This window comes from Nocardia sp. NPDC004260 (genome assembly GCF_053603155.1).
The window spans coordinates 1-24,037 of sequence record NZ_JBSGEZ010000066.1; the positions used below are offsets into that span (position 1 = coordinate 1).

General features: G+C 67.2%; 23 protein-coding genes and 1 pseudogene. 12 read left to right on the forward strand and 12 right to left on the reverse strand.

Annotation, left to right across the window (positions count from 1 at the left end):
* Window positions 1-138: 138 nt before the first annotated feature.
* The 3 genes from ACWEO7_RS29720 to ACWEO7_RS29730 form a co-directional block, all read right to left on the reverse strand.
* Window positions 139-702 (reverse strand): hemerythrin domain-containing protein, encoded by a 564-nt coding sequence (locus tag ACWEO7_RS29720; protein ID WP_452428110.1) that lies wholly within the window; start codon window positions 700-702, stop codon window positions 139-141.
* A gap of 95 nt (window positions 703-797) precedes the next feature.
* The gene (locus ACWEO7_RS29725; protein ID WP_452428112.1) at window positions 798-2,093 is read right to left on the reverse strand and encodes an FAD-binding domain-containing protein; all 1,296 of its coding nucleotides are present in this window, start codon (window positions 2,091-2,093) and stop codon (window positions 798-800) included.
* A gap of 168 nt (window positions 2,094-2,261) precedes the next feature.
* Complete coding sequence (locus ACWEO7_RS29730) at window positions 2,262-2,945, reverse strand: TetR/AcrR family transcriptional regulator (protein ID WP_452428113.1); 684 nt, start codon at window positions 2,943-2,945, stop codon at window positions 2,262-2,264.
* A 66-nt stretch (window positions 2,946-3,011) separates the two neighbouring features.
* Between ACWEO7_RS29730 and ACWEO7_RS29735 the strand changes: the two are divergent.
* Window positions 3,012-3,131 (forward strand): annotated as a pseudogene (locus ACWEO7_RS29735) (SDR family NAD(P)-dependent oxidoreductase); the annotation flags it as partial.
* Window positions 3,132-3,157: 26 nt separating this feature from the next.
* Window positions 3,158-3,892, forward strand: coding sequence for a 2OG-Fe dioxygenase family protein (locus ACWEO7_RS29740; RefSeq protein WP_452428115.1), 735 nt, complete (start codon window positions 3,158-3,160; stop codon window positions 3,890-3,892).
* A gap of 86 nt (window positions 3,893-3,978) precedes the next feature.
* On the opposite strand, the gene ACWEO7_RS29745 is transcribed toward ACWEO7_RS29740, so the two are convergent.
* Together ACWEO7_RS29745 and ACWEO7_RS29750 are read right to left on the reverse strand one after the other, a co-directional pair.
* A complete protein-coding gene (locus tag ACWEO7_RS29745) occupies window positions 3,979-5,781 on the reverse strand; it encodes a CocE/NonD family hydrolase C-terminal non-catalytic domain-containing protein (RefSeq protein WP_452428117.1) in 1,803 nt (600 codons plus the stop codon).
* A gap of 337 nt (window positions 5,782-6,118) precedes the next feature.
* Window positions 6,119-7,342, reverse strand: coding sequence for a cytochrome P450 family protein (locus ACWEO7_RS29750; protein WP_452428118.1), 1,224 nt, complete (start codon window positions 7,340-7,342; stop codon window positions 6,119-6,121).
* Window positions 7,343-7,574: 232 nt separating this feature from the next.
* Between ACWEO7_RS29750 and ACWEO7_RS29755 the strand changes: the two genes are divergently transcribed.
* A complete protein-coding gene (locus tag ACWEO7_RS29755) occupies window positions 7,575-7,925 on the forward strand; it encodes a hypothetical protein (protein WP_452428166.1) in 351 nt (116 codons plus the stop codon).
* A gap of 50 nt (window positions 7,926-7,975) precedes the next feature.
* Here ACWEO7_RS29755 and ACWEO7_RS29760 read toward each other — a convergent pair whose 3' ends face one another.
* Window positions 7,976-8,611, reverse strand: coding sequence for a TetR/AcrR family transcriptional regulator (locus tag ACWEO7_RS29760; RefSeq protein WP_452428120.1), 636 nt, complete (start codon window positions 8,609-8,611; stop codon window positions 7,976-7,978).
* 229 nt (window positions 8,612-8,840) lie between these two features.
* Between ACWEO7_RS29760 and ACWEO7_RS29765 the strand changes: the two genes are divergently transcribed.
* The 5 genes from ACWEO7_RS29765 (at window position 8,841) to ACWEO7_RS29785 (ending at window position 12,934) form a co-directional block, all read left to right on the forward strand.
* Complete coding sequence (locus ACWEO7_RS29765) at window positions 8,841-9,767, forward strand: metal-dependent hydrolase (protein WP_452428122.1); 927 nt, start codon at window positions 8,841-8,843, stop codon at window positions 9,765-9,767.
* Window positions 9,768-9,778: 11 nt separating this feature from the next.
* Window positions 9,779-10,939, forward strand: a complete 1,161-nt coding sequence (locus ACWEO7_RS29770) for a hypothetical protein (RefSeq protein ID WP_452428123.1) — start codon at window positions 9,779-9,781, stop codon at window positions 10,937-10,939.
* Window positions 10,940-11,078: 139 nt separating this feature from the next.
* Window positions 11,079-11,534 carry a peptide-methionine (R)-S-oxide reductase MsrB gene (gene msrB / locus ACWEO7_RS29775; RefSeq protein WP_355075479.1) on the forward strand — a complete coding sequence of 152 codons (456 nt, stop codon included), beginning with the start codon at window positions 11,079-11,081 and terminating at the stop codon, window positions 11,532-11,534.
* Window positions 11,531-12,046: a peptide-methionine (S)-S-oxide reductase MsrA gene (msrA, locus tag ACWEO7_RS29780; RefSeq protein WP_452428125.1), complete on the forward strand. Its 516-nt coding sequence runs from the start codon at window positions 11,531-11,533 to the stop codon at window positions 12,044-12,046. Before msrB ends, msrA begins: the two co-directional genes overlap by 4 nt.
* 303 nt (window positions 12,047-12,349) lie before the next feature.
* The gene (locus ACWEO7_RS29785; protein ID WP_452428127.1) at window positions 12,350-12,934 is read left to right on the forward strand and encodes a DUF2165 domain-containing protein; all 585 of its coding nucleotides are present in this window, start codon (window positions 12,350-12,352) and stop codon (window positions 12,932-12,934) included.
* A gap of 22 nt (window positions 12,935-12,956) precedes the next feature.
* On the opposite strand, the gene ACWEO7_RS29790 is transcribed toward ACWEO7_RS29785, so the two are convergent.
* From ACWEO7_RS29790 to ACWEO7_RS29800, 3 genes are all read right to left on the reverse strand, one after another.
* Window positions 12,957-15,860 (reverse strand): UPF0182 family protein, encoded by a 2,904-nt coding sequence (locus ACWEO7_RS29790; RefSeq protein ID WP_452428129.1) that lies wholly within the window; start codon window positions 15,858-15,860, stop codon window positions 12,957-12,959.
* Window positions 15,861-15,927: 67 nt separating this feature from the next.
* The gene (locus ACWEO7_RS29795) at window positions 15,928-16,314 is read right to left on the reverse strand and encodes a TetR family transcriptional regulator C-terminal domain-containing protein (RefSeq protein ID WP_452428131.1); all 387 of its coding nucleotides are present in this window, start codon (window positions 16,312-16,314) and stop codon (window positions 15,928-15,930) included.
* A gap of 68 nt (window positions 16,315-16,382) precedes the next feature.
* Complete coding sequence (locus ACWEO7_RS29800) at window positions 16,383-17,681, reverse strand: DUF3533 domain-containing protein (RefSeq protein WP_452428133.1); 1,299 nt, start codon at window positions 17,679-17,681, stop codon at window positions 16,383-16,385.
* Between the two features lie 65 nt (window positions 17,682-17,746).
* Between ACWEO7_RS29800 and ACWEO7_RS29805 the strand changes: the two genes are divergently transcribed.
* The gene (locus tag ACWEO7_RS29805; RefSeq protein ID WP_452428135.1) at window positions 17,747-18,346 is read left to right on the forward strand and encodes a TetR/AcrR family transcriptional regulator; all 600 of its coding nucleotides are present in this window, start codon (window positions 17,747-17,749) and stop codon (window positions 18,344-18,346) included.
* Between the two features lie 39 nt (window positions 18,347-18,385).
* On the opposite strand, the gene ACWEO7_RS29810 is transcribed toward ACWEO7_RS29805, so the two are convergent.
* Complete coding sequence (locus ACWEO7_RS29810; RefSeq protein ID WP_379253700.1) at window positions 18,386-18,532, reverse strand: DUF1059 domain-containing protein; 147 nt, start codon at window positions 18,530-18,532, stop codon at window positions 18,386-18,388.
* Window positions 18,533-18,597: 65 nt separating this feature from the next.
* Window positions 18,598-19,203 carry a QsdR family transcriptional regulator gene (locus tag ACWEO7_RS29815; protein ID WP_452428137.1) on the reverse strand — a complete coding sequence of 202 codons (606 nt, stop codon included), beginning with the start codon at window positions 19,201-19,203 and terminating at the stop codon, window positions 18,598-18,600.
* A gap of 142 nt (window positions 19,204-19,345) precedes the next feature.
* On the opposite strand from ACWEO7_RS29815, the gene ACWEO7_RS29820 reads away from it, so the two are divergent.
* Genes ACWEO7_RS29820 through ACWEO7_RS29830 form a run of 3 tightly spaced genes read left to right on the forward strand, consistent with a single transcriptional unit; the run spans window position 19,346 to window position 23,152 of the window.
* Window positions 19,346-20,839: a carboxylesterase/lipase family protein gene (locus ACWEO7_RS29820; protein WP_452428138.1), complete on the forward strand. Its 1,494-nt coding sequence runs from the start codon at window positions 19,346-19,348 to the stop codon at window positions 20,837-20,839.
* Window positions 20,836-21,669 (forward strand): enoyl-CoA hydratase, encoded by an 834-nt coding sequence (locus ACWEO7_RS29825; protein ID WP_452428140.1) that lies wholly within the window; start codon window positions 20,836-20,838, stop codon window positions 21,667-21,669. The genes ACWEO7_RS29820 and ACWEO7_RS29825 overlap by 4 nt, the downstream gene beginning before the upstream one ends.
* A complete protein-coding gene (locus ACWEO7_RS29830) occupies window positions 21,662-23,152 on the forward strand; it encodes an AMP-binding protein (protein ID WP_452428142.1) in 1,491 nt (496 codons plus the stop codon). The genes ACWEO7_RS29825 and ACWEO7_RS29830 overlap by 8 nt, the downstream gene beginning before the upstream one ends.
* Here ACWEO7_RS29830 and ACWEO7_RS29835 read toward each other — a convergent pair.
* On the reverse strand, window positions 23,141-24,028 hold the full coding sequence (locus ACWEO7_RS29835; protein ID WP_452428144.1) for a VOC family protein: 888 nt from the start codon (window positions 24,026-24,028) through the stop codon (window positions 23,141-23,143). The genes ACWEO7_RS29830 and ACWEO7_RS29835 overlap by 12 nt on opposite strands.
* Window positions 24,029-24,037 lie beyond the last annotated feature (9 nt).

The window sequence follows — 24,037 nt, forward strand, 5'->3', positions numbered from 1 at the left end:
TTTTTTAGGTGGTATATTTGGTCAAAACCCCCCCCAGGCACTCGACCATCCACCTCCCGGTCGTGGTCCTGCCGCGGCCCGCCGCCGCGCCCCCCCCGCGCCCCCCCCCGCCGCGCGCGTCTCGCACTGCCGCACGGATCAATGCCGCGGCTTGCTGATCATGTCTTTGGCGCGATCCATCATCGCGGCGAACGGGCCGACCAGAACGTTCGCGGTGGCGGATTCCACGCCGGGATGCGGCCGGGTCGGCGCCATCGCCTCCGCGAGCTCGACGGTCTTGCGCAGTCGTTGCAGCGTTTCGTCGTCGAGTTCCTCGCGCAGCCGGTTGAATTCCTCACGTTCCTCATGGTCGGCATGGGCCAGCACCGCTTCGCGTAGCTTGGCCAGTCTCACCTGGAATTCCATCGAGCTGATGTCGAGCGACTCCATATCGGCGAGCTGCTTTTTCGCCTTGTTCTCCTCTTCCAGCCGCGCGTCGACCACAGACGCGCCATCACCCAGTTCACGCCGGGCGCGCGGGTGAATGATCTCTTCTTCGGCGGTCTCGTGCACGGCGAGCAGGCGTCGCAATTCGAAGAACTTGTTTTCACGCTCAACAGGGTCGGAGGTGTCGGCGGTCTCGATGAACAGTTGCCGGATCCGGCCGTGCTGGTCGATGAGGAAATCGACGGCGTCGGCGGTCGAGTCGATCGTGGTTGCCATGGTTGACCTCCCTCGGGCAATCGGGACGGACTGACGAATTACGTCCGTCGCCGCGGTACCCGGCAGCGAGCACGCGAAACCGCCCGGCAGGCCGGTTACGTGCTCGCGCTGCCCGCGATGGGAGCGGGATATATCGAAGTCGGCACGCTGTGGCACCACGGGCGATGGATCTCCGAACCCGGCAGCGAAGCCAGTTCCGGTATCCAGCGCCGCACGTAGTTCCCCTCGGGATCGTAGCGTTCGGCGGTGCCGACCGCTCTCGGGTCGAAACGGCCCGCCTGCTGCCAGGTGAAGCGGTCGCTCCCCGCGTCGTCGAGCAGCCACCGCCGGAAATGCTCCGCGCCGACCCGCCAGTCCACCTGCAGCGTCGTGGTGAGGAAACTGGCGGCGATCACCCGTGCCCGCTCCGGCATCCATCCTTGTGCGGCCAGCTGCCGCATGCCCGCGTCGACGATCGGGTATCCGGTGCGGCCGTCGCGCCAGGCGCCGACGACGACCGGATCGTGCGCCTGCCGCACATCCGTACCCGCGCCGGACCGCGCGAGATCGGCCCGGGCGACGAGGAACTGGAGATGAAAGTCGCGCCGAGCGAGCTGCCGGGCGAAAGCGCGGCCGTCCGGCGTCGCCATGTCGGTGTGGTACGCCATTTCGGCGGCCGACAGGCAACCGAAATCCAGGTACGGCGACAGCCGGGAGCATCCCTCGCCCGTGAGGTCACCGTTGGACCGGCCGCGTGGTTGTCGCCGTTCGCCGGTGCAGCCTCGCCACAGCGCACGACCCGTGATCTCGCCTCCGACCGCCAGCTGCGGTGAAATGGCCGCGTCGCCGAGTTCGTCGAATCTCGGCACGGGATCACTTTCGATGCGGGGAACGATCAATTCCGTGGGCTTTTCCAGCGGTCGTCGCTTCGGCGCCGACAACCATCGGCGAAAATAGGTCGCGAAGTCCGGAACCTCGTCGTCCGGCCGATACGGTCCGCAATCGGCGGGATCCACGGCGGTGAGGGTGGCGGGATGGGTGTGCAGCAGGCAGCTGCGCCGCGCCAGCCGTTCGCCCAGTGCCCGAAGTCGGCATCGGTTGTACCAGGTGGCGTCCTCGGCGATGTGGACGCTGTCGGCGTGCACCTGTGCCGCCACCCGATCCACCGCCTCGACGTAGTCACCGTGCCGAATCACCAGTTGCCCTCCGGCGCAGCGAAGTTCGGCATCGAGTTCGGCCAGCGCGGCGGAGAGGAAACGCAGCTTGTTGCCGGCCGGGCGAGTGCTGCCGACGAGCCGGTCGTCGACGACGAACAGCGGAACCACCGCCGCGCCCTCGTGTACGGCGGCCAACAGGGCCGGGTTGTCGTTGACGCGCAGGTCACGGGTGAAGAGTGCGATTGTTACGGCCATTCGAGGTTCTCGACGACAGGCATCCGTCGCGGGGATCGACGACGGCGGAATCGGACATTCGGCGGCGTGCCACGCCGATGCGGGCGGTATCGAAGTAACGAGCTTTACGCCAATGCTGCGCGACGGCGGCTGTCATGTCAAGTCGGGCTCGCGGCCGCGCGCGCCGGATCAGTGTTCGCGGAACAGATCGGTGAGCCAGGGCTCCAGGTCGGCGCTCAGCGCGGTCAGATCCGGCTCGCCCGACTCGTCGAGCGCATCGGCGGTGAGCTGGCGTACGGCGTAGACGACGCCCATGTAGGCGGTGACGGACAACAGTGGCTGCCGGTTGCCGCTGGCGCTCTGCACCAGACCGCGGATGTACTCGGCGAACAGCCGGATCGACTTGCGCCTGCGTCGCCGGGCGGCGGGCCCGAGCCCGTCGATCTCCACCTGGTAGGCGCGCGCTACGACCAGGTCGTTCTGCAGGGAGCCGAGGTACTGGCCGAGGGAATCGGCGACGATGGATCTGCGATCCCGGCCCTTGACGTCCGCGGCGGTCAGCTGGGTCAGCAGCACTTGGATGAAGCGGTCGTAGCCCGCGAATACGCACTCGTCCTTGTTGGCGAACGCGTCGTAGAACGCCGCCAAGGACACTCCGGCCCGCTTGGCGACATCGGTGGGACCGAATCCGGCGTAACCGCGGGCGGCGAGCAGTTCGGTAACGGCGACCAGCAACCGTTCCCGCTGCGCCGCCATCACCTGCTCGCGCCCCAGATGGTGGCGCCCCCGCGGCAACGCGGCGGGAAGTGTGAAGAACACTCCGTCTCGCACCGGAACGATCGGTGCGTCAGCGTCGGCGGGCGCGGCGGACACCCCTGCAGACTACCGAGCCGGTCGGATCCGGGTATGGGTGCGGCTTCAGTGGGTAGCCCGCAGCACATGACCGACACACCACTCGCACTCGTCACGGGAGCCTCCAGCGGTATCGGTTTGGAACTGGCCCGGCGGTTCACCGAACACGGCTACGACGTCGTGACCGCGGCGGAGGACGACGCCATTTCCGCGCCCACCCGGCCCGACGCCCGTTGAACCCGGAAGGGCAGACGGCGGAGCAGGTACAACGGACCGCGAGCGACGCCCTGGTCGCCGACGGTGTACATCTCCTGCCCGCCGATGTCACGACCGCGAGTCTCGAGCTGGAGCCGGCCGACTGGGAACGATTTCGGCGGCACTGGGAAGACTTGCACCCGGACGTCTACGCCGACGCCCGTGGCACGCGCAGGCTGCGCCGGTACGGCCGGTTCTCGCTCACCGGTCCGGCCGGTCGGATCGGCCTGCTGTCGTCGGATACGTTCGTGCAGCCCGAGGAATCCAACCCGCTCTATATCGGCGTGGACCGCACTTTCGAGCCCTTGACCGACGCATTCGTGACCGACCCTGTTTTCGTGGCGGTGCTGCGACTGCTCGCGCGATTGGCGACGGCGCTGGACGCCCCGGCGCGGTGGAGCGCGAAAGTCCATCCCTTTCGGGTCATCGCCTCGGCGGACGCGCACGGCCTGCCTACACCGGAAGGCCGCCACCGCGACGGCGTCACCTTGGTCTCCTCGCTCCTGGTGGGACGGCAGAATGCCCGGGGCGGTGCGAGTTCGGTGTTCGATCCGAGCGGACGACGACTGCTGCGGACCACGCTCGATCGGCCGGGAACGCTGTTGCTGGGCGATGACCGCCGCACCTTGCACAGTGTTTCGCCGGTGCGTCCGATGGATCGGAGCCGCCCCGCCTATCGCGATGTCCTGGTGGTGACGTTCGCGCCGGGCTGAGGACCGCCGAATGGTGGTCATGGCCCGATCCGTCGTCGACCATGGCGTGGCCCGGATGCTCGCCTGCCCGGGCCACGCGCAATCGGTCAGCCGAGCGGCAAATCCAGGCAGGACGGGGCGCCATCCGGTGCACTGACGGTGATCGTCGAACCGGCCTTGTTCGCGCTGGAATACAGCGGATCCATGCCGTCGAGGACGAGCATCAACCGATGGCCGTCGGGGAGATCGTAGGCGGCCGCTTGCAGCTCCCACGAAACGGTCGCGGGCAGACCGGACTCGATCGTCTTCGGTTCGTGGGTGATGATTCTCGCCGAGCCGTTCTCGTCGACATCGAGCAGATAGGCGATCACTGTCGCGGACTCGTCGGTGCTGTCGATGGTCGCTTGCAACCGCGGGATCCCGCGGATCTGCCTGGCGACGCCGCCTCGCGCCGCGAGCAGCGGCCCGGTCGACCAGACGAGGGCATGACCGCGGTCGATCTCATCGGTCCGGTAGATCTTGGGATTGCCGGACCACTCCTGCTGGCCTGTCGTCATGAGCTTGTCCATGGCGACGACCTCGGGCTCCTCGCCCACCGTGAAACTGCGTTGCCAACCTCCCGTGGCATCGGGGGTCAGCACACCGTCGCCGCCCTCACGCGCATCGGTCAAGGTCAGTACTTCCGTGTCGGTGGTGACGTCCGCCCACGAGGCCTTCTCCTCGCGCCGCGCCGGTTCGATGATCACGTTCTGACCGTTCCCCGCGCCCGGAGTGGTCACGTAGGTGAACATGACCTGATTGCTGATCTCCGGCCACGTGTCGACGCCGTTGTCCTCCTCCTTCAGGTAGTGATCGAGCCAGGCGTACGCCTCGCGCAGTGGCTCGTTCGGTGCTACGCCCGGCATGGGGGGAGCGATCAGGCCGGAACCTTCCGGTGCCGCGTGGTCGCCGATCCACATGTTCAGCCGTTTCGGGCGCGGAAGCTTCTCGAAGGTCTCCAGCACCTGGTTGACCGGAAAAAGGCCCTCGTGCCAGGTATTCGAGAAGAAGGTCGGAATGTCACGGGAACCGGCATAGCGTTCCGGCGAGCGTTCGGTGCCCCACTCGACGACCGGATCCATGTCCACGCCCTCGGCGAACTTCGCCAGGATCTCCAGCGCCTTTTCGTCGAACTTCTCCGCCTGCTCGCCACCGGTCAGGCCGATCAGCGCCTCGACGGCCTTCAGATGGCGGGTGCCGTTGTCGTACAGACTGGTGGCGAGGTTGCCCCAGGTACTGAGGGCGACGACGACGTCGACCCGGTCATCGTGCGCGGCCACGAGCTGGCTGATGCCCGAGCCATAGGACTCACCCATGAAGGCGATGCCGCTGGGGGCGAGCTCGTCTATCGCGTATTGGAGCACTTTCTCGCCGTCGGCCCGGTCCAAGGGACCGGCGACATCGACGGTTCCTTCGGACGTGCCGAACCACGGCAGGTTCGTTCCCGGTATGGCCGACCAGCCGATTCCGCGTGGCGTGTAGGCCAGCACGTGATAGCCCTTCCACGCGAGCGTGAGATAGGCGTACTCGAACAACGGCCAGCCGACAGGTGTCCACCCAGCTGGGAAGACCACCAGCGGGCACGGCCGGGTGGTGATCTGACGCAGCATGTGCGCCGACAGACCGATCCCGCCCGCCCCTTCGATGCGCGGGAAGGTCGGCACGGCGACGTTCAGCGCCCGGTTCACCAAGTCGTCCACGTCATCGGGCACCAGCCCTTTGCCGCTGCGCTTCTGCACGGCGCTCACCAAGTTGGACGCGAACTGCACCGCTTCCGGGCGCACCTGCCCTTCGGCGTCCCAGGGCCCCTGGACTGCGATCCGTGCGAGCTGTTCGGATGTGGTCCCGACGATCGGATCTCCTTGCGACATCGGCGTCATCGATCCTTCCTGCCAGTTGCTACGGAACTGCGGACCGCAGCAGCGTGACACGACATGTGATCCGATCTCACCGGATCCGACAATGCGTTTCTCGTTCGCAATAGACCGTCGACCAGCGGAAACGTTGCAATATTTGATTATCCGCCGCGACCATCGCGAACGGCCCGGGAATCATCCGCGCGAATTTGCCGACGATGTGAACATGCACCGAGTGCGCAGTGGCCAGGTGCCCAGCCCCGGCGAGGTCCGCCGCCGCGACCGGAGCATGAGCACGTTCGATCGTGGGTCGACCGGCGCGGCAACCGGCGGCTGCCGCGCCGGGCAAGGGTCACTGATTCTCGGCGCCCAGTTTCACCGGAATCGACAGGGGGCCGACGGTGAAGAACGACGGCGAGTAAGGGATTTCGTCGGGGTCGATGGCGAGTTCGAGGTTCGGCAGCCGACGGTAGAGCGAGGCGAGCGCGAGACGGCCCTCCAGGCGGGCCAGGCCCGCGCCGATGCAGTACCGCGGCCCGTGACCGAATCCGAGATGTCCGCCGCGCTGCTCCCTGGTGATGTCGAACTCGTTCGCGGTCTCGCCGTACTCGGCCGGGTCGATCCCGCAGGCTTGGAACGCGACACCGACCGCCTGACCCTTGGGTATGGCGACTCCGGCCACGGTCACGTCCGTCAGCGTGAATCGCCAGCTCGTCATCATCACCGAATGGCGGTAGCGCACCGTCTCTTCGACCACATCACCCCAGCGGTCTTCCGCCTTCGCGAGCGCGAGCTGCTCGGGGTGTTGCGACAGCGCCAGAATGGCGTGCCCGAGCAGATGCACCGTGGTCTCGTGCCCGGCCACCAGCATGATCCACAGAACGGCGACCAGTTCGTCGGCCGTGAGTTTGTCGTCCCGATCGCGAGCTTGCACCAGACCGGTGGTGAGGTCGTCGCCCGGCTTTTCCTGTTTCCGGTCCGCCAGTTCGTACAGGTACGTCATCAGCGAGTTCTGTGTCGCGAACGCTTCCTCCGGCGGTGTGGTGTGCGCCAGCAGGGTTGCGGTCCAGCGTCGCAGCCGGTCCCGATCCGGCTCGGGCACCCCGAACAGTTCGCAGATCACCGCCATCGGCAGCGCTTCGGTGAAGGTGGGCACCAGGTCGACTCCGTCACCGGCGGCCACCACGTCGTCCAGCAATCGGTCGATGATCGCCTGGATGCGCGGCTCGAGCGCCTGCACCCGGCCCGGCGTGAACGCCTTGCTGATCAGACCCCGCAGCCGCCGGTGGTCGTCACCGTCCTTGGTGGACAGGTGGTCGCCCTGCACGACGGCGCGCAGCGGCCAGTCCTCCGGGATCGAACCGTCGTGCAGGGCCGGCCAATGCTTCGGATCCCGCGCGAAGGTCTTGTTGTCCCCGGCGAGGATCTCACGCACCGCGTCGTGGGTCAGGGCCAGGTAGGCGGGCACGCCGCCGGGGAACTCCACCTCGACCACCGGCGCGATCTCCCGGAGCCGGATGCAGGTGTCCAGCAGATCCTCGTTCGCCGCGGGGAATGCGGGCAGGCTGGTTGTCATCGGTTTCCCTTCTGCGCATGAACCCTTCAGCCGTCGTGATGACGGTCGTTGCACGAGTATCGAAGCGAGTCCGTTCGAGTGCCGGTCAATTGGCGAATCCTGCCCGCAACCGCAAGTCGAGCGTCGCAAAACGACATTTCGGTGATTGTCCGGCCCACCGCGGCGGGCTCGTCGCCGCGAAAACGGTTAGGGTTTGGGCGATGTCCGTGGGCGGCTGGAGGAATTCGTGGAACTGAAGACGGTGCTGGGGCGCGTCGTGCGAGCGGTGAACGCCGGGGTGGCCGGCATGCTCGACGCGCCGGTACTCGGGCGCCTGCTGGGCAGAGGATTCGTGGTCATCACCTATGTGGGGCGACGGTCCGGGCGGACGTTCAGTACACCGGTCAACTACTGGCGAAAAGCGGACGAGCTAGTCATCGGGGTCGCGTTTCCGGACCGGAAGACGTGGTGGCGGAACTTCCTGGGCGAGGGCGGCCCCATCACGCTCCATCTGAACGGCGCCGACCGGCCCGGGCACGCGGTAGCGCGACGCGACGAACGCGGCCGCGTCTTCGTGACGGTACGGCTCGACGACGCGAGCTGATCCCACTGGCCTCGTCCGCATCGGCGGGACACCAGAAGTGCCGCAACGGATTACGGCGCAAACTCCTGGACGCTCGCGGACGGCTTCGTCTGGGCGATGATCGCGGGGCCCATCCAGCGCCGTAGATACCGCCGCAGGTCATCGTCGCCGCGCGGTGGATTGCCCGGGGAAATGAAGAACGACTGCATCGTGCGCAGGACGTATTCGACGAGCTCGTGCAGCGACTCGTCGTCGTATCCGTAACGCGCCCAGTCGACGTCGAAGCGCTTGATCATCGTCATGCCGAAGGCTTGCGCCTCTTCGGAGGTCAGGCTCTCCGGATGGACGTTCGAGTACGTGCTCGACAGCAAGATGCCGAGATGGGGTGTTCGACGGACCTCGGCGAGGGTGTACACCACCCCCTCCGTCATCGCTTCCACGGCGTCCTCCAACCCGCTGACGTGCTGTGTCAGCCGATCGAGGAACCCGTCGACGGAGGCGATCGCCGCCGCGGTCATCAGCGCGTCCGCGCTGGGAAAGTACCGGTAGACCGTCTGCCGGATGACGCCGAGCGACTCGGCGACGTCGGCGATGCCGATCTCCGAACCCGTCCGTCCGATCAGATCGACCGCGGCGGCGACGATGCGACGCGAGGCTTCCTCGTCGTCCTTCGGCGGACTCCCGCCCCACCCGCGCCTTCCTGCCACTGCCCGCTTCCTCGACTCGAAGCCCGTCGCTTGCGAACCCCCTGATGGAAGGCCTGCCGACCCTCCGGATCAAGGGTTCGACCGTATCACAAGGGTGCCGCGGTCCCGGTTCCGACGCAATTCTGATCATACACTTGGACAGTCGTATGTATGATAACTGCAACGCGGCTCGGCGCACCGGGTCGTGCCGCCGGACCGGTTCGTTTTCGGAAAGTCGAGGTATAGCCCAGTGACCGATCTTCAAGTACGGAAGATGCGCTTCGCATTCGCGGACTACGACGTGCCCTTCTTGTGGAACGAGGAGAATCCGGCCTTCTCGTCCATGGCCAACGCGGTGTCCTTCCTGGCGATCGGCTTCGAGAAAATGATCGTCAACATGATCCGCGAGGCCATGCCCCTGATCACCGATCCAGAGGTCGCCGAGGAAGCCGACGCGTTCGTGCGCCAGGAGGGGCAGCACTCCACCGCCCACCGCCAGCACGCCAATGCCTTGATCCGGCGCTACCCGGGACTGCAGGAGACACTCAACGAAGTGATCGCGGAATTCGACCGCCTCACCGTGAACACTTCGGTCGAATACCGGCTCGCCTACACCGCCGATCTCGAAGCGACGTTCACGCCGGTGTTCAAACTGATGCTCGACAACGACTCGACCTTGTTCCAGCCGGGCGACGACCGGGTGGCGTCGCTGTTCATCTGGCACTTCGTCGAAGAGGTCGAACATCGTAGTTCCGCACTGACCATCTTCGATTCCGTCGTCGGGAGCGATGTATATCGGATGCGCATGGCGCCGTCGATCTTCCGTCACGTGATGAAGGTGATCCGGTTGGCCTGCGCGGGCTTCAACAAGCATGTCCCGCTGGAGGAGCGACAGGTCGACGCGCTGTCGATGTTCGCGAATTACCGGCGAAGGCAGAAGCTGCGCACGTGGTTGCCGTTTCTGCAGGCCGAGGACAACGGCCCGATGCCGCGTGCGTTCGACCACCTGCCGCTCGGTGAACAACTCGTCGCACTGGCGGGCATCATCCGCAGTCAATTGCCGAAGCACAATCCGGACCACGAGACGCTACCCGAACTGGCCGGCGTGTGGTTCGAACGCTATGACGCCGGCTACGACGTCTCGCACTGGTACACCGCCGACACGGTCGTACGCTAGGAGCCGGGCCGATGGCTGATCATTGCGCACCCACCTTCGACCGTCTCGCGACCATGCTCGGCTTCTCCTGCGAGGAGGCCGGCGGGCCGGTCGAGGTGCGAAACCCTTTCGCGTTGGAGAACTGGACCCTGCCCGTCCTCGAATTCACGATCGTCCTGGGCGCGGTCCTGGCCCTGATCTACGCGATCGCGCGGCTGCGCCGCCACGGCGATCCCACCAACTTGGTGCTCTGGTTCGGGGCGACCGCGTATCTGTTCATCATCGAGCCGCCGCTGTACTTCCCCGCGGCGTTCGGCATCGACGCGCACGTCGACACGATGTTCGCGCACAACCTGTTCACCGTGGAATTCCTCTGGGGCCGATTACCGCTCTACATCATCGCGATCTACCCGTTCATGGCCACCCTCGCGTTCGAATTGGTCAGGATTCTCGGGGTCTTCCGGTGCTACGGGGTGCTCGCCGGATCGGTGTGCGTGGGATTCGTCCACCACGCCTTCTATGAGATCTTCGATCATCTCGGCCCGCAGCTGCGCTGGTGGGAATGGTCGGTCGACAACCCGATCAATCAACCGATGTTCGATTCGGTACCGCTTCCGAGCGTGGTCGTCTTCGCCGCCCTGTGGCCGATGTCGCTCGCCTTCTGCGTCCAATCGTTCGTCGGCCGCCACGTCGACCAGGGCCGGATCTTCTCCGGAGAGCAGCTGGTCGGGCGCACGATCGTCATCGGCATCCTCGCGTCGTTGGGCACAGCGGTGCTGCCCATCCCCGCGACCGTCTTCGGCATGGGTAGCACCACGGTGCGTGGCGTGCTCTACGCCGCCGAATTGGTCGTCCTCTCCATCGCCGCCGTGGTGATCCTGACCCGCCAGTGGCTCCGGCTGCGGCGCGGCGACTCGGACGCGGCGCCCTATACGAACGACTTCGTCCGCATTTACGGCGTGGTGTACCTGGGAGCGATGGCATTGCTCTGGGCGACCGCGTTGCCCGATTTCTTCGCCGCCGTCGACGGTGTGACCAGCGAAGGAGACCCGATCGGGAATCTGTGGTACACCCTCGCGTGCTTCGTTGTCGCGGTCCTCTGCCTGGTCGCCGTATTCACGGTGCCCCGGAGAAAGGCGCCCCCGAGCGTTGCTCCTCCCGCCCCGGAAGCCACCGCGAGTTCCGCGGCATAGCGGGACGACCGACGCCGTCGGTGACGGGCGGGCGGGCGCCGTGGGCACGGTTGCCCGGACCGGAGTGTGACACCCGGCTCGCTCGGGATTTTCCATGCCGGTGCACTGGTTGTACCAGGGGCCGATATGAGGAGGTCATGTGGCACGGGAGTACAACCGGAATCCCGCGGCGGTCGCCGCCTTGACGCCTGAGCAGTACCACGTCACTCAGGAGAACGGCACGGAGCGGGCGTTCACGGGCGAGTACTGGGACAACCACGAGCCGGGCATCTATGTGGATGTGGTGTCCGGTGAGCCGTTGTTCGCCTCGGTCGACAAGTTCGACAGTGGAAGTGGATGGCCGAGTTTCACCAAGCCGATCGAAGCCGGGAACGTGGTGCGGAAGCGAGACTTCAGCCATCTGATGGTCCGCACCGAGGTGCGCTCGGCACACGGCGACAGCCATCTCGGGCACGTGTTCACCGACGGCCCCCGCGCGGCGGGCGGCTTGCGGTACTGCATCAATTCGACTGCGCTGCGGTTCATCCACCTCGACGACCTCGAGGCGGAAGGCTATGGGCAGTACAGGACTCTCTTCGCGAAGGAGGAGGCGTGACCGACACGCGCAAGGCGATTCTGGCCGGTGGATGCTTCTGGGGCATGCAGGACTTGATCCGCAAGCAGCCGGGGGTGGTTTCGACACGCGTCGGCTACACCGGTGGACGCAACGACCGTCCCACGTGCCGGAACCACCCTGGCCATGCCGAGGCGATCGAGATCGTCTACGACCCGGCCCGGACGGACTTCCGGCAACTGCTGGAGTTCTTCTTCCAGATCCACGATCCGACGACGAAGGATCGCCAGGGCAACGACATCGGAAGCAGCTATCGCTCGGCGATCTTCTATCTCGACGACGACCAGAGGCGCGTCGCCCTGGACACCATCGCCGATGTGGACGCCTCCGGTCTGTGGCCCGGCAAGGTGGTCACCGAGGTGACCCCGGCGAGTGAGTTCTGGGAGGCCGAGCCGGAGCATCAGGACTACCTGCTGCGTTACCCGGACGGTTACACCTGCCACTTCCCCCGGCCGGGGTGGAAGCTGCCGAAGCGGCAGACCACCGCCCAGTAGAAGCCGGTGGGTTCGGCGCTTCCGCCGAGCCTTCGGAGCGCACAGTCGACGTCTGCGCCACCACACCCGGGGTGGCGCAGACGTCGCGTTTCACGACGTCCTCCGCCCGCTGCCGCCGGGCGTCCAGCCGGAAGCCTCGCGCGCACACTCCGGGCGATACCGGACGGAAACCTCATGCGGTAGAGAACATTTCGACTCAATTCCGGCCGTGCCGGGCTCCCCGCCGTGGGGAGAATGCGTGCTCGGGCACCGATATGATCGTCGGCGCTTGGAGCTCCCGGCCGGTCGACCCGAGGTAGGCAGATGACGCGCAGCGGCACGAAGGTTCTCGATGTGGTGGGCAGTCGCCGGATGGCGGTGGCGACGCTGGCCACCATCACCGGCTTCTACTATCTGTTCGTCGCGTTCACCAATTGCGTCGACACCGACACCAATCGCAACGGCGTGGCCGCTGTGCTGTCGATGAAAGCGACGATCCACAATCCGGGCACGGACTGGCGCGCGATCACCAATGGCAATGTCGCGCTCGTCGCCTACATCCTCGTGGTGATCTGGGAATTCCTGATCGCCTTCGTGCTCCTCACGGCGGGAGCCGTATGGGGCAGGGTGCTGACCGGACGGCCGCGCAGGCTGCGAGCAGGTCTGGACGCGGCCGTGAAACTGTCGAGCCTGGGCTGGACCATGGCGGTGCTGCTGTTCTTGGGCGGGTTCCTGACCATCGGCGGCGAATGGTTCCGCATGTGGGCCAACCACGACGTGAACGCCTCGTCGGCCGCGTTGCAGAACTTCCTCATCGCGGGCGTCGGCCTGATTCTGGTTCACCTCCCGGACTCGCAACGCAGCCCGCTCCGCGAAAGTGACGCGGCAGCAGCGGAATCCGACTGGTAACGGGCGGCCGACGACGCGAGCGTCAGCGGCCGTTGCGTTCGAGTTCGCCCAACTGTTTCTGCAGACGTTCCAGTGCGGCCCGGATCTGGTCGATCTGCGCGTTGAGTTCGGCGATCTTCGCCTGATCCACCGGCGGGGGCTGCGCCTGCGGTGGCGCGACCGGTGGCGCTGCGGGCTGTTGCCCCGGCGGCAGTGGGGCACCGGGTCCGCCGCCGGGCGGCGTGGCGAGTCTGCCGGTGGCCGGACCGAACACTTGCTCCAGCGCCTCCGCGAGGGTCGGCGCGTAGCCGACGAGGACACCGCCGGTGCCGGGATCGCGGTAACTGACCAGCACTCGCGCCAACTGCGGGAACGTCGACGCGTTCTGCGCCGTCGAGATCCGTTCGGTGAACAGCGGCTCGGCGTAGAGCACGCCGCCGTCGGCGATCGGCAGGGTGAGCAGATTGCCGTACTGAATCCGGTTCGAGCGCTCGAGCAGGGTTCGCTCGGAGGCGACTCTGGTGTCGGAGATCATCGAGTTCTGGATCTGTTGCGGACCCTGAGTGAGGGTGTCGGTGGGCAACTGCGAGACGGTGATCTTGCCATAGCCCTCCGGGTCGGAGCGGGCGGAGACGTAGGCGGAGAGGAATTCCCGGTTGTAGCCGACCATCGCGCTGGCCAGCCGGAACGACGGTCCCGCACCGGCCTGGTCGCCGACCAGGACGTAGAACGGGGGCTGATGCGGATTGGACTCCACGGTGGGGTCGCTGGGCACCGACCAGAACGCGTTGGTGGTGAAGAATTCACGTGGCTCGTCGACGTGGTATTTGGCGAGCATCTCACGCTGGATCGTGAACAGGTCTTCGGGATACCGGAAGTGCGCCCGTAGCTCCGGGCTGATCGACTCCTCCGGTCGGACCGTGCCGGGGAAGACCTTCATCCAGGCCGCCAGCACCGGATCCTGCCGGTCGACCTGGTAGAGGGTGACCGTGCCGTCGTATGCGTCGACGGTCGCCTTGATGGAGTTGCGCACGTAGGAGATCTCTCGCGGCGACTCCCGCTGGGTCTCGTCGCCCGGCTCGAGGGCTTCGAGCGAACTGCGCTTGGCGTAGGGGTAGCCGTCGATCGAGGTGTACGCGTCGACGATCCAGACTATCCGGCCGTTCACAACCGTCGGGTAGGGGTCGTTGTCGGTGGTCAACCACGGTGCGACGAGTTCGACACGATGGCGGGGATCGCGGTTGAAGATGATCTTCGAACCGGGACCGATCGCCTTCGAGAAGACGATATTGCGCTCGGTGTAGGTCACCGCGAAGGCGAGGCGGTTGACCCAGTTGGCGATCGGGACGCCGCCCGCGCCGGCGTAGGTGTAGGTGGTGGTGTCGGTGTCGTACTCGCGGGGCTCGGTGCCGCCGCCCACGATGGCGTAGTCCGGGCTCGCATGGGCGATCACTTCGCCGAAGTAGACGCGCGGCTGATCCACTCGGATCACCTGGTGGCCGGAGGCTTGGGACGCGATGTCACCGACGGCGTAGATCGGATATCCGCTGTTGCTGCTCGCGGCATCGCCCGCGGCCTCGCGGACCGCCGCGTTCACCCGGTTGGCCGGTGCGGCGACGAATCCGTTGCCGTGCGTGTAGACGGTGTGCCGATTGACCCAATGGCGCTGGTTGCCGCTCAGCGCGGTCGGGGTCAGCTCGCGCGCCGCGACCACGTAGTCGCGCAGTTGTCCACCGACCCGGTAGCGATCCAGGTCCAGATGCGGTGGGAAGCTGTAGAAATTCTTCAGTTGTTGTTGCTGGGTGAACGTCCGGGAGAGCACGTTCGGGTCCAGCAGGCGGACGTTACCGATCGTGGTGATGTCCGCGGGGACCTCGGGTGGCGACCTGGTGCCGACGCCGGGATAGGGCTGGTACTCGACCCGGTCGCTGCCGATCCCGTACGCCTGCCGGGTGGCCGCGATGTTGCGTTGGATGTAGACGCGCTCCATGTCGGCGGCGTTCGGGCGGACGGAGAACTGCTCGACGGCCAATGGCCAGACCGCTCCGACGAGGATCGACGACAGCAGCAGAAGCGCCGCGGCCATCGCCGGGATTCGCAAATCCCGCACGACGATGGCGGCGAAGACCGCCACGGCGCAGATCACGGCGATCGCGAAGAGAATGAGGCGGGCGGGAAGCACCGCGTTGATGTCGGTGTAGCCGGGGCCTGCGAAAGTGGGTTCCTTGCTGCGGCTGGATAGCAGTGAGTACCGGTCGAGCCAATAGGCGGCAGCCTTCAAAAGGATGAACGAGCCGGCCAGTATCGCGAGCTGCACGCGGGCCGCGTGCGTCAGGCCGCCCGTCTTTCTGGACAGCCGCAGGCCACCGAGCAGGTAGTGCGCGGCGAGGCTCGCGACAAAGGCGAGGACCACGGCGATGAACAGCCAGTTGAGTACGAATCGATAGAAAGGCAGGTCGAAGACGAAGAACCCGACGTCGTGCCCGAATTGCGGGTCGGACACGCCGAAGGACCCGCCGTGGACGAACAGCTGGACGGTCATCCAGTTCGACTCCGCGGCAAGGCCGCAGACGAGCCCCAGCGTGGTCGCGATGCCGAGACCGAACCGCACCGGATGCCGGAGCACCGCCGCCCGATACGGCCGAAGACTGTTCTCCTCTTCGGACTCGGGAACGAAGAGCGGGCGGAACCTGAACGCGAGCCACAGCACCACGAAAAGGACGCCACCGATGATCAGCGCGACCGCGATGAACAGCGAGAGCCGGGTGAACAGCACCGTCAGCCAGACACCACGGAAGCCGACTTCGCCGAACCACAGCCAGCTGACATAGCCTCGGATCAGCCGAGGCACCACCAACAGCGACACGACGAACACCGTGGCGGCGATCACCAGCATCCGGGTGCTGCGATGCAACCGTCGCGGGCGGAGGCCCTCGCGTGCGCTCATCTTGCACTCCCCGTGGCTGCCGCCCGGCCCGACGATGGACGGCCGGGGCGGACTACCAAGCTCGATACTACGACGTCCCGGAGCGCTCGATCAGTTCCCACAGGTACGCCACGTGATCGGCCATGTCCACGGCCGGGTCGTACAGCCACTGCGTCTGCAGGCCGTCGAGGACGGCCATGGCGAGGACGGCGAAGCGGTCGGGATCCAGATCGGCCGGGACGCGGCCGGATTCGCGGAGGTCGGCGATGGCGCGGGTGAGAGCGTCCCGGGCAGTGCGGTAGCGGTCGCGTAAGTATTCGTGGGCCGGGTGCTCGGGGCGGGTCGCCTCGGCGGAGAAGCGCGCGTAGAGCTCGACCAATCCGGGAACTTCCGCGTTGTGCCGGATCAGGCGGAGCAATTCGGTTTCGGCGTCGACCCGGAGAAGCTGGACGCGCTGCTGGCGACCGGTGACCACTGACGGACGACCGCCTCCGGCTCACCGGCCTGCGCGGTAGCCCACGCTGACCACCGCGCGGCGCGCTTTCATCGAGCTACGGCGGGTACCGCGATGACCGGTGCGTTCTCGGTCGGAGCCGAAGCCCGGTGCAGGCCGCGGCGGTCATAGGCGTAGGTCGCGGTCACACCGAGCAGCAGGCCGATCCCGAGGCCGAGCACTGTCATCCACAAGCCCTGGCCGAAACCGGCTCCGGCGTGGGCGTCGAAGAACAGGATGGCGCGAATGGCGAGGTAGATCTGGTGCATCGGTTCGAAGGCGGCTAGGTTCGCGATGTAGGCGGGCGTCGCCTCCAAGGGGACCGTGGCGGCCGACGAGGGCAGGCCCAGGACGACGAACAGGATCAGATTGACCAGCAGCCCCGCGGTGCCGAAGGTGGCGAGCACGGCGAGCGCGGTCACTCCGACCGCGACGATGGCCAGTGTTCCGTAGAGCCACAACAGCAGCGGGCTGCCCAGTGGGACATTTAATGCCGAGGCGACCCCGAGGAATATCCCCGACAGAACCGGAGCCGCGGTGACGATGACCGCCCATTTCATCAGCAGCGTGCGGAACCGGGAGATGCCGGTGGACGGCGGGTGCACGAACCACGGGCCGTATTCGGTGGGCGTGAAACCGAGCACCGAGTCGACGAGCGTGTGGATGATCATGGCGCCGGTGAAGCCCGCCAGCAGCAGGATCAAGGTGTAGAAGAACGCGACGAGGCCCTGCCCGGCGCCGTCGTCCATCGGGCGGTAGGGCGCGGTGACGATCTGCACGGGATCGGTGAGCATCAGCCGGGCGGCCCCGCTGGGCTCGACCGGCGCGCCGGGTCCGGCGGCGAGGGCGGCGTTCACCTGATCGGTCAGGCTCTTGCCGACGGTCTCGTCCACCTGACGCAACGCGCGGTCGGCGATGCGCTGCATGATGCCGGTGGTGTAGGGGCCGATTCGCGGGTTGGTGTGGATGGTGATCACCGGGCGCTCGACCGCACCGGGCACCACCGCGGCGGCGCCGAGGATGGCGAGCCGCTTGGTGAAGTCGGACGGGATCACGATCGCGCCGTAGACCTCACCGTTCTGCAATTGGTTGCGCGCTTCGGCGATGCCGACGACGCGCAGGTCGATTTTCTCCGCCGGGATGCCCGCGACCAGCGCGTCGCTGACCTGAGCGCCGAAATTGGCGGGTTTGCCGTCGAGCGTGTCGCCGACGTCCTGATTCACCAGGGCCACCGGGAAGTCGTGCAGGTTCTTCTCGGTATTGCTGGCGTAGCCGAGATACATGGTGGCGAGCAGCGCCGCGAAGACCGTCAGCACTGCGATCGGGGCGGTGAAGGTCCGAACCGTCATGCGAGTCAATGTAGTCACCGCCTACAAAGTAGGCAATGACTACATTTTGTTATCCTGCCTACACCATGCCGATCACTCGAAGCCGGTCTTATCACCACGGCGACCTGCGCGCCGAGCTGTTGCAGCGGGCCGAGGCCACGCTGCGCGAGTCCGGCGTCGACGGGTTGTCGCTACGCCGACTGGCGCGTGACGTCGGCGTCAGTCACGCCGCTCCGACCCGGCATTTCAAGGACAAGCAGGCGCTGCTGGACGCCATCGCGGTGTCCGGCTTCCAGCGCCTCGCCGCCGCCTTGGCACAGACCGCGGCCGCCCACTCGGCCGATGGGCACATCCGCGCCCTGGCTCGCACCTATCTCCATTTCGCGACCGAGAACTCGGCGCTCGTCGCGTTGATGTTCGCGCGCAGGCACAGCCCCGCCGCGGGCGATGCGATGTCCCAGGCCGTGGACGCGGCGTTCGCGACGCCGGTCGCGCTCATCACCGAAGCGCAGAAGCGGGGGGAAGTGATCGACGGCGACCCGCGCCGGATCGCGCTGTCCGCGGTCGCCGCGCTACAAGGTCTGGCCACCTTCGTCGGCTCGGGCGTGATCGCCGCCGAGACCGCCGACGAATTGGTGGACGAGACGACCACACACATGATCGAAGGCTTGCGCCCCCGCCCGTGAGACGCCGCGGTTGCCCGGCGGCCTCCACGCAGCTGTTCGTCAGTACGCGATGAACAGGATCTCGTCGCGTGAGTAGTCGTGGCCGGGATGCTTCTCGGCCAGATGGGCTTGCGTCTTCGCCACGAGATCATCCTCGTCGGTTCCGACGATCAGTTCTCCGCAGGGGCAGTTCAGCTTTCGCTTCATCAGCGTCCTTCCTCCTCGATCCGACAGTCTATGCACAGGGAGGTGATCGAGCGCGAGGCAGCTGGTCACCCCGGCCCTTTGTGCAGCAGGGCGCGCAAGACCCGTTCCGCACCGTCCGGGTCGGGGGGCGCACCGGCGATCGTCGGCAGGTAGTGGAACGACTCGGCGATCCGGACGCTGGCGTAGGCCAGTTCGTCGAGGGTGAGCGTCGTGGCGATGCGCTCGTCCTCGAGATCCCGCGCGAGATACCGGGCCACGGCTTTCACAAGGCGCGGCTGGAACCCGTTGCCCGCCAAGGTGAGCAGCTTCATGGCACGCTCGTTCTCCTCCAACACGAACTTCCGCGCTCCCGGTTGCGCCAGTACCGCTCGGAGATAGGCGGCGAGCAGCGCGGGCACCCGAGCGCCCGGCTCGTCTCGTACCCGCTCCCACTCGTCGCGCAGCGTCGCCTCGGTGAGCGACCAGATGACCTCCATCAACAACTGGTCGCGGCTGCCGACCCAGCGGTACAGCGTCACCCGGCTGACCCCGAGTTCGGTCGCGAGCTGGCCGACGTCGAGTCGCTCGCCGCGCAGGAACTTTCGCTTCGCCAGACGGAAAGCGTCCATCGGTTCGGGCCGCCGCTGCGCGACGTCCCCCAGCGCCCGCTGCAAAGGCGTTCGAGATGCCATGCGGGCCAGCGTACCGCTGATGCAGCAGATCGTCACTATGTTGCACATGTGTTACTAATCGGTCATGACGATGCTCTTGACCAGCGAGATCCCGTAGGGCTTGATTGCAACATGTGCTGAATCTCGAACAAGGATGAAACAGATGTCAGACATGTTGCAAACCGTCCAAACCCGATACGGACCGGTGCGCGGACGCACCCGTGGGCCGGTGCACGAATTCCTCGGTATCCCTTTCGCCGCCGCCCCGGCGGGGAAGCATCGGTTCCTTCCACCGGTGCCGCCGCAAGCGTGGGCCACGGTCCGGGACGCGACCGATCCGGGCCCGACCGCGGCACGCGCGCCGTACGTGCCCGCTTACGACGGGCTCGTTCCCGAAGTGTCGATCCCGGGCGACGACGTGCTCAACCTCAACGTCTGGACCTCCTCGACCGAGGGTGCGCGCCCGGTGCTGGTGTGGATCCACGGCGGAGCGTTCACCAATGGCTCCAACGCCCTGCCGACCTACGACGGCACGGCGTTCGCCGCGAGCGGAGTGGTCGTGGTGGCCGTCAACTATCGCCTCGGCGGCGAAGGGTGGCTGCATTTCGGCGCGGACACAGTCAATCTCGGCATCCTGGACGTGGTGGCGGCGCTGGAGTGGGTGCGCGACAACATCGCGGCCTTCGGCGGCGACCCGGCGCGGGTGACCATCGCGGGACAGTCCGCGGGCGCCATGCTCGCCACCACTCTGCTCGCCGTGCCGCGCGCTCGGGGCCTGTTCCGCGGTCTGATCGCGCACTCCGGAGCGGCGGCCAACACCGTCACCCCGGACGAGGCGCGCCTGCTGATCGACAACGTGGCCGCACACATCGGCATCGAGCCCTCGCTCGACGCCTTCGCGGACGTGCCGATCGACGAATTGTCCACGCACGTCAGGGCGGTGCTGCACGAAGTGCAAACCGCCGCGGATCCGGCGAGATGGGGACGATTGGCGCTGACCACCTTGCCGTTCGCGCCTGTGGTGGACGGTTCGATCGTCGTCGACGATCCGCTGGCGGTAGTCGCCTCCGGCGCGAACACCGACGTGGCGATCCTGGCCGGGAGCAATGCCGAGGACGCCCGGCTCATCCTGGTCGCTTCCGGCGCCATCGATCAGATCGATGAGCCGACGCTGGCTGCCGGAGCCGAGGCATACGGATTGGACCCCGCCGTCGCGCTCCCCCGCTATCGCGCGTCCCGGCCGGATGCCTCGGCGGGCGACCTGCTGTCGGCGGTCGTCACGGACTGGTTCTTCCGCATCCCGGCGATTCGCCTTGCCGAGGCGCAGACCGGCGCGGGCGGCGCGGCGTGGGCCTTCCGATTCGACTGGCGCTCACCGCGGCTCGGCGGGCGGCTCGGCGCCGCGCACGCGGTGGACCTGCCATTCGTCTTCAAAACGCACACCCGCCCGGAGAATCACACCCTGGTCGGCGCGCACGCCCCCGACGCGGTCGCCGACAACCTGCACGGCATGTATCGGGCTTTCGTGCTCGACGCCGATCCGGGCTGGGCGCGGTACGAGCCGCAGCGGCGGACCACCGGCCTGATCGCCGGCACCGTCACCGTGGCGAACGATCCCGATGCCGCGGAGCGACTGCTGTGGGCGGGTGTGCGATGAGCGATCTGGTCCGCTACGACGACAGCACGCCGAGGATCGCCCGGATCGTCCTGAACCGTCCCGACGCACGCAACGCGCAGAACACCGAGCTGCTCTACGCCCTCAACGACGCGTTCGACCGGGCCGCCCGCGACGAGAGCATCCACGTGATCGTGCTGGCGGCCGAAGGCCCGCACTTCTCCTCGGGACACGATCTGCGCGAACACGACTGGCGCGCCAACATGGGTCTGCGCACGCCGGTCGGCACCTGGGCCGGCTTCGGCAGCCAGGGCGCCGAGGGACTCATGGCCCGCGAGGAGGAGATCTACGCCGGGTTCAGCGAGCGATGGCGCAACATCCCCAAACCGACCATCGCGGAGGTGCACGGCAAGGTCATCGCGGGCGGGCTGATGCTGGTCTGGCCGTGTGATCTGATCGTGGCGTCCGAGGACGCCGAGTTCGTCGACAACGTCGTCGCGATGGGCGCCAACGCGGTGGAGTTCTTCAACCACCCGTGGGAATTCGGCATACGCAAGGCGAAAGAGTTGCTGTTCACCGCCGGGACTCTCACCGCGGCCGACGCCGAACGCATCGGCATGGTCAACCGGGTCGTCCCGCGAGCGGAACTGACCGAGCACACCATGCGGCTGGCCGCGACGATCGCCGCCATGCCGCTGTTCGCGCTGAAACTGGCCAAGCGGTCGGTCAACGCCGCACAGGACGCGCAGGGCCGCGCGACGGCGCAGCAGACGGCCTTCGCGCTGCATCAGCTCGCGCATAGCCACAACGTCCAAGTCCACGGCGACATCGTGGACCCGGACTTCCTCGCGAGGTTCGCCCGCCGTGCCTGATCCACTCGCCCGGCCGCTCGGGCAGATCCTCACCGACCTGGCCGCCGCCGACCCGCACGCCGCGGCCATCACGTTCGAAGGCGCCACTTGGTCGCGGCAGGACCTCGAGTCGGCCGCCAATCGCCGAGCCAGGCACTTCGCCGAACTCGGTGTCCGCCGAGGCGATTACGTGACCGTCGCCTTGGCCAACAAACCGTCCTACTTCGCGACGGTCTTCGCGATCTGGAAGCTGGGCGCGGTGCCGCAACTCATCTCGCCGCGGCTTCCCGCACCGGAGCGATCGGCCGTGCTCCGGCTCGCGCGGCCGCGGCTGGTGGTCGGCGCCGCCGAACCCGGTCTCCCCACGGCGCCGGACGAGGACGAGCTGTCGGCAGAGTTCTCCGACGCGCCGTTCGACCACTATCCGGTCGCGCCCGCGTGGAAGGCGCCGACTTCCGGCGGGACGACCGGACGTCCGAAGCTGATCGTGTCCGGCCAGGCGGGTCTGCTCGACGTCGCGCCGCTCAACGCGGTGCTCGGTCAGCGGCCGGACGATGTCCAGCTCGTCAGCGGCCCGCTGTATCACAACGCGCCGTTCAATACCTCGTTCTTCGGTCTCCTGGCGGGCCAGCACCTGGTCGTGTTGCCGAAATTCGAGGCGCGCACGGCGTTGCGGGCGATCGCTCGTCACCGGGTCAGCTGGCTGACCGTGGTGCCGACCATGATGTCGCGCATGCTCGCCGAGGTGCGTGATCGGCCGATGGATTACGACCTCCGCTCCGTCCGGCGGCTCTGGCACATGGCTGCGCCCTGCCCGCCGTGGCTCAAGCGGGCCTGGATCGAGCTGCTCGGCGCCGAGAAGATCTACGAAATGTACGGCGGCACGGAGAATCAGATGATGACGCTGATCGACGGCCGGGACTGGCTGACCCACCCCGGCTCGGTCGGCCGCGCCGTCTTCGGCGAGTTCGTCGTCCTGGATGCCGACGGACGCCCGTGCCCGCCCGGCGTGGTCGGCGAGATCTTCATGCGCCCGGCCGAGGGCGACGGACCCAGCTATCGCTACGTGGGCGCCGAACCGCGCACCCGCGCCGGCTGGCCGGGCTGGGATTCTCTCGGCGATCTGGGCCACGTGGACGACGAGGGATTCCTCTATCTCAGCGACCGCCGCACCGACCTGATCGTCACCGGGGGCGCCAACGTCTTCCCCGCCGAGGTGGAGGCCGTGATCACCGAGTATCCCGGCGTGCGCGGGTGCGCGGTCGTCGGGCTGCCGGACGACGACCTCGGCAGGCGCGTTCACGCCGTGGTCGAGACCGACGCCCCGCTCGACGAGGCGCGGCTTCGCGGTCACGTCGAGTCGCGACTGGTCCGCTACAAATGCCCGCGCACCTACCGGTTCACCGATACCCCGCTGCGCGACGACGCCGGGAAACTGCGCCGCGCCGAACTGCTCGATCTCGAGGCGCGGCTGACGATCCGGGCCACCGGATCAGCCACGTGACCATTCGTGGCCCCAGTAGCTGTCGGCGGTGATCTCCTCCGCGCTGTATGTGGACTCGTCGACCAGCAGACCTTCGGTGCCGTATTCGAGATCCCAGCCGCCGGGCGTGCGGACGTAGAAGGAGATCATCTTGTCGTTGGTGTGCCTGCCGAGGGTCGACGACAACGGGAGACCCGCCCGCATGACGCGGTCGAGCGCCCGGCCGACGGCGTCGATCTCGTCGACCTCGACCATGATGTGCACCAGGCCAGGGCCGTCGGGACGGGTGCCGGGGATCAGGGCGAGGCTGTGGTGACGCTGGTTGACACCGAGGAACCGCACGCGTACCGGTCCCACCCCGGGTGGGGTGGGCACCCGGAAGGAGCCGCGCGGCAGGAATCCGAGTATCTCGCAGTAGAAACGGTTCGCCTCCTCGAGATCGGGCACCGGTAGCACGACGTGGCCGAGTCCCGAACCCGCTGTGACGAACCGGTTTCCGTGGGCGGTGACGATCGGGCTGTGGTCGAGCACCGGGCCGTGGAAGACCTCGACGGTGAACCCGGCGGGGTCGGTGAAGGTGCAGGCTTCCTCGACGCGTAGTGCGTCGACCTGCTCCTGAGCGAGCGGCGTGACCGCCACGCCCGCCTGCTCAAGCGCCTGCCGCACCCGGGCGAGCGCGCGGTAGTCGCGCACCTCCCAGCCGACAGCGAGCACCCGGTCCTGTTCCGCCGGAACGAGTTCCAAGCGATAGGCATGCTCGTCCATCCGCAGGTAGAGACTGTCCGGATTCGGCCCGGTGCCCTGCGCGAAACCCATCACGTCGAAGGCGAAGGCGCGCCAGGCCGCCACATCGGCGATGGCGACTCGGACGTAGCCGAGCGAGGCGATGTCAGCCATTGATTCGTC

Coding starts and splice junctions, on each gene's coding strand:
- ACWEO7_RS29785 (WP_452428127.1), top strand. CDS start 12,350: ATGACGCGCAGCGGCACGAAGGTTCTCGATGTGGTGGGCAGTCGCCGG.
- ACWEO7_RS29800 (WP_452428133.1), bottom strand. CDS start 17,681: ATGACGGTTCGGACCTTCACCGCCCCGATCGCAGTGCTGACGGTCTTC.
- ACWEO7_RS29750 (WP_452428118.1), bottom strand. CDS start 7,342: ATGACAACCAGCCTGCCCGCATTCCCCGCGGCGAACGAGGATCTGCTG.
- ACWEO7_RS29815 (WP_452428137.1), bottom strand. CDS start 19,203: ATGGCATCTCGAACGCCTTTGCAGCGGGCGCTGGGGGACGTCGCGCAG.
- ACWEO7_RS29835 (WP_452428144.1), bottom strand. CDS start 24,028: ATGGCTGACATCGCCTCGCTCGGCTACGTCCGAGTCGCCATCGCCGAT.
- ACWEO7_RS29810 (WP_379253700.1), bottom strand. CDS start 18,532: ATGAAGCGAAAGCTGAACTGCCCCTGCGGAGAACTGATCGTCGGAACC.
- ACWEO7_RS29725 (WP_452428112.1), bottom strand. CDS start 2,093: ATGGCCGTAACAATCGCACTCTTCACCCGTGACCTGCGCGTCAACGAC.
- ACWEO7_RS29825 (WP_452428140.1), top strand. CDS start 20,836: ATGAGCGATCTGGTCCGCTACGACGACAGCACGCCGAGGATCGCCCGG.
- ACWEO7_RS29720 (WP_452428110.1), bottom strand. CDS start 702: ATGGCAACCACGATCGACTCGACCGCCGACGCCGTCGATTTCCTCATC.
- ACWEO7_RS29820 (WP_452428138.1), top strand. CDS start 19,346: ATGTCAGACATGTTGCAAACCGTCCAAACCCGATACGGACCGGTGCGC.
- ACWEO7_RS29805 (WP_452428135.1), top strand. CDS start 17,747: ATGCCGATCACTCGAAGCCGGTCTTATCACCACGGCGACCTGCGCGCC.
- ACWEO7_RS29790 (WP_452428129.1), bottom strand. CDS start 15,860: ATGAGCGCACGCGAGGGCCTCCGCCCGCGACGGTTGCATCGCAGCACC.
- ACWEO7_RS29770 (WP_452428123.1), top strand. CDS start 9,779: ATGGCTGATCATTGCGCACCCACCTTCGACCGTCTCGCGACCATGCTC.
- ACWEO7_RS29745 (WP_452428117.1), bottom strand. CDS start 5,781: ATGTCGCAAGGAGATCCGATCGTCGGGACCACATCCGAACAGCTCGCA.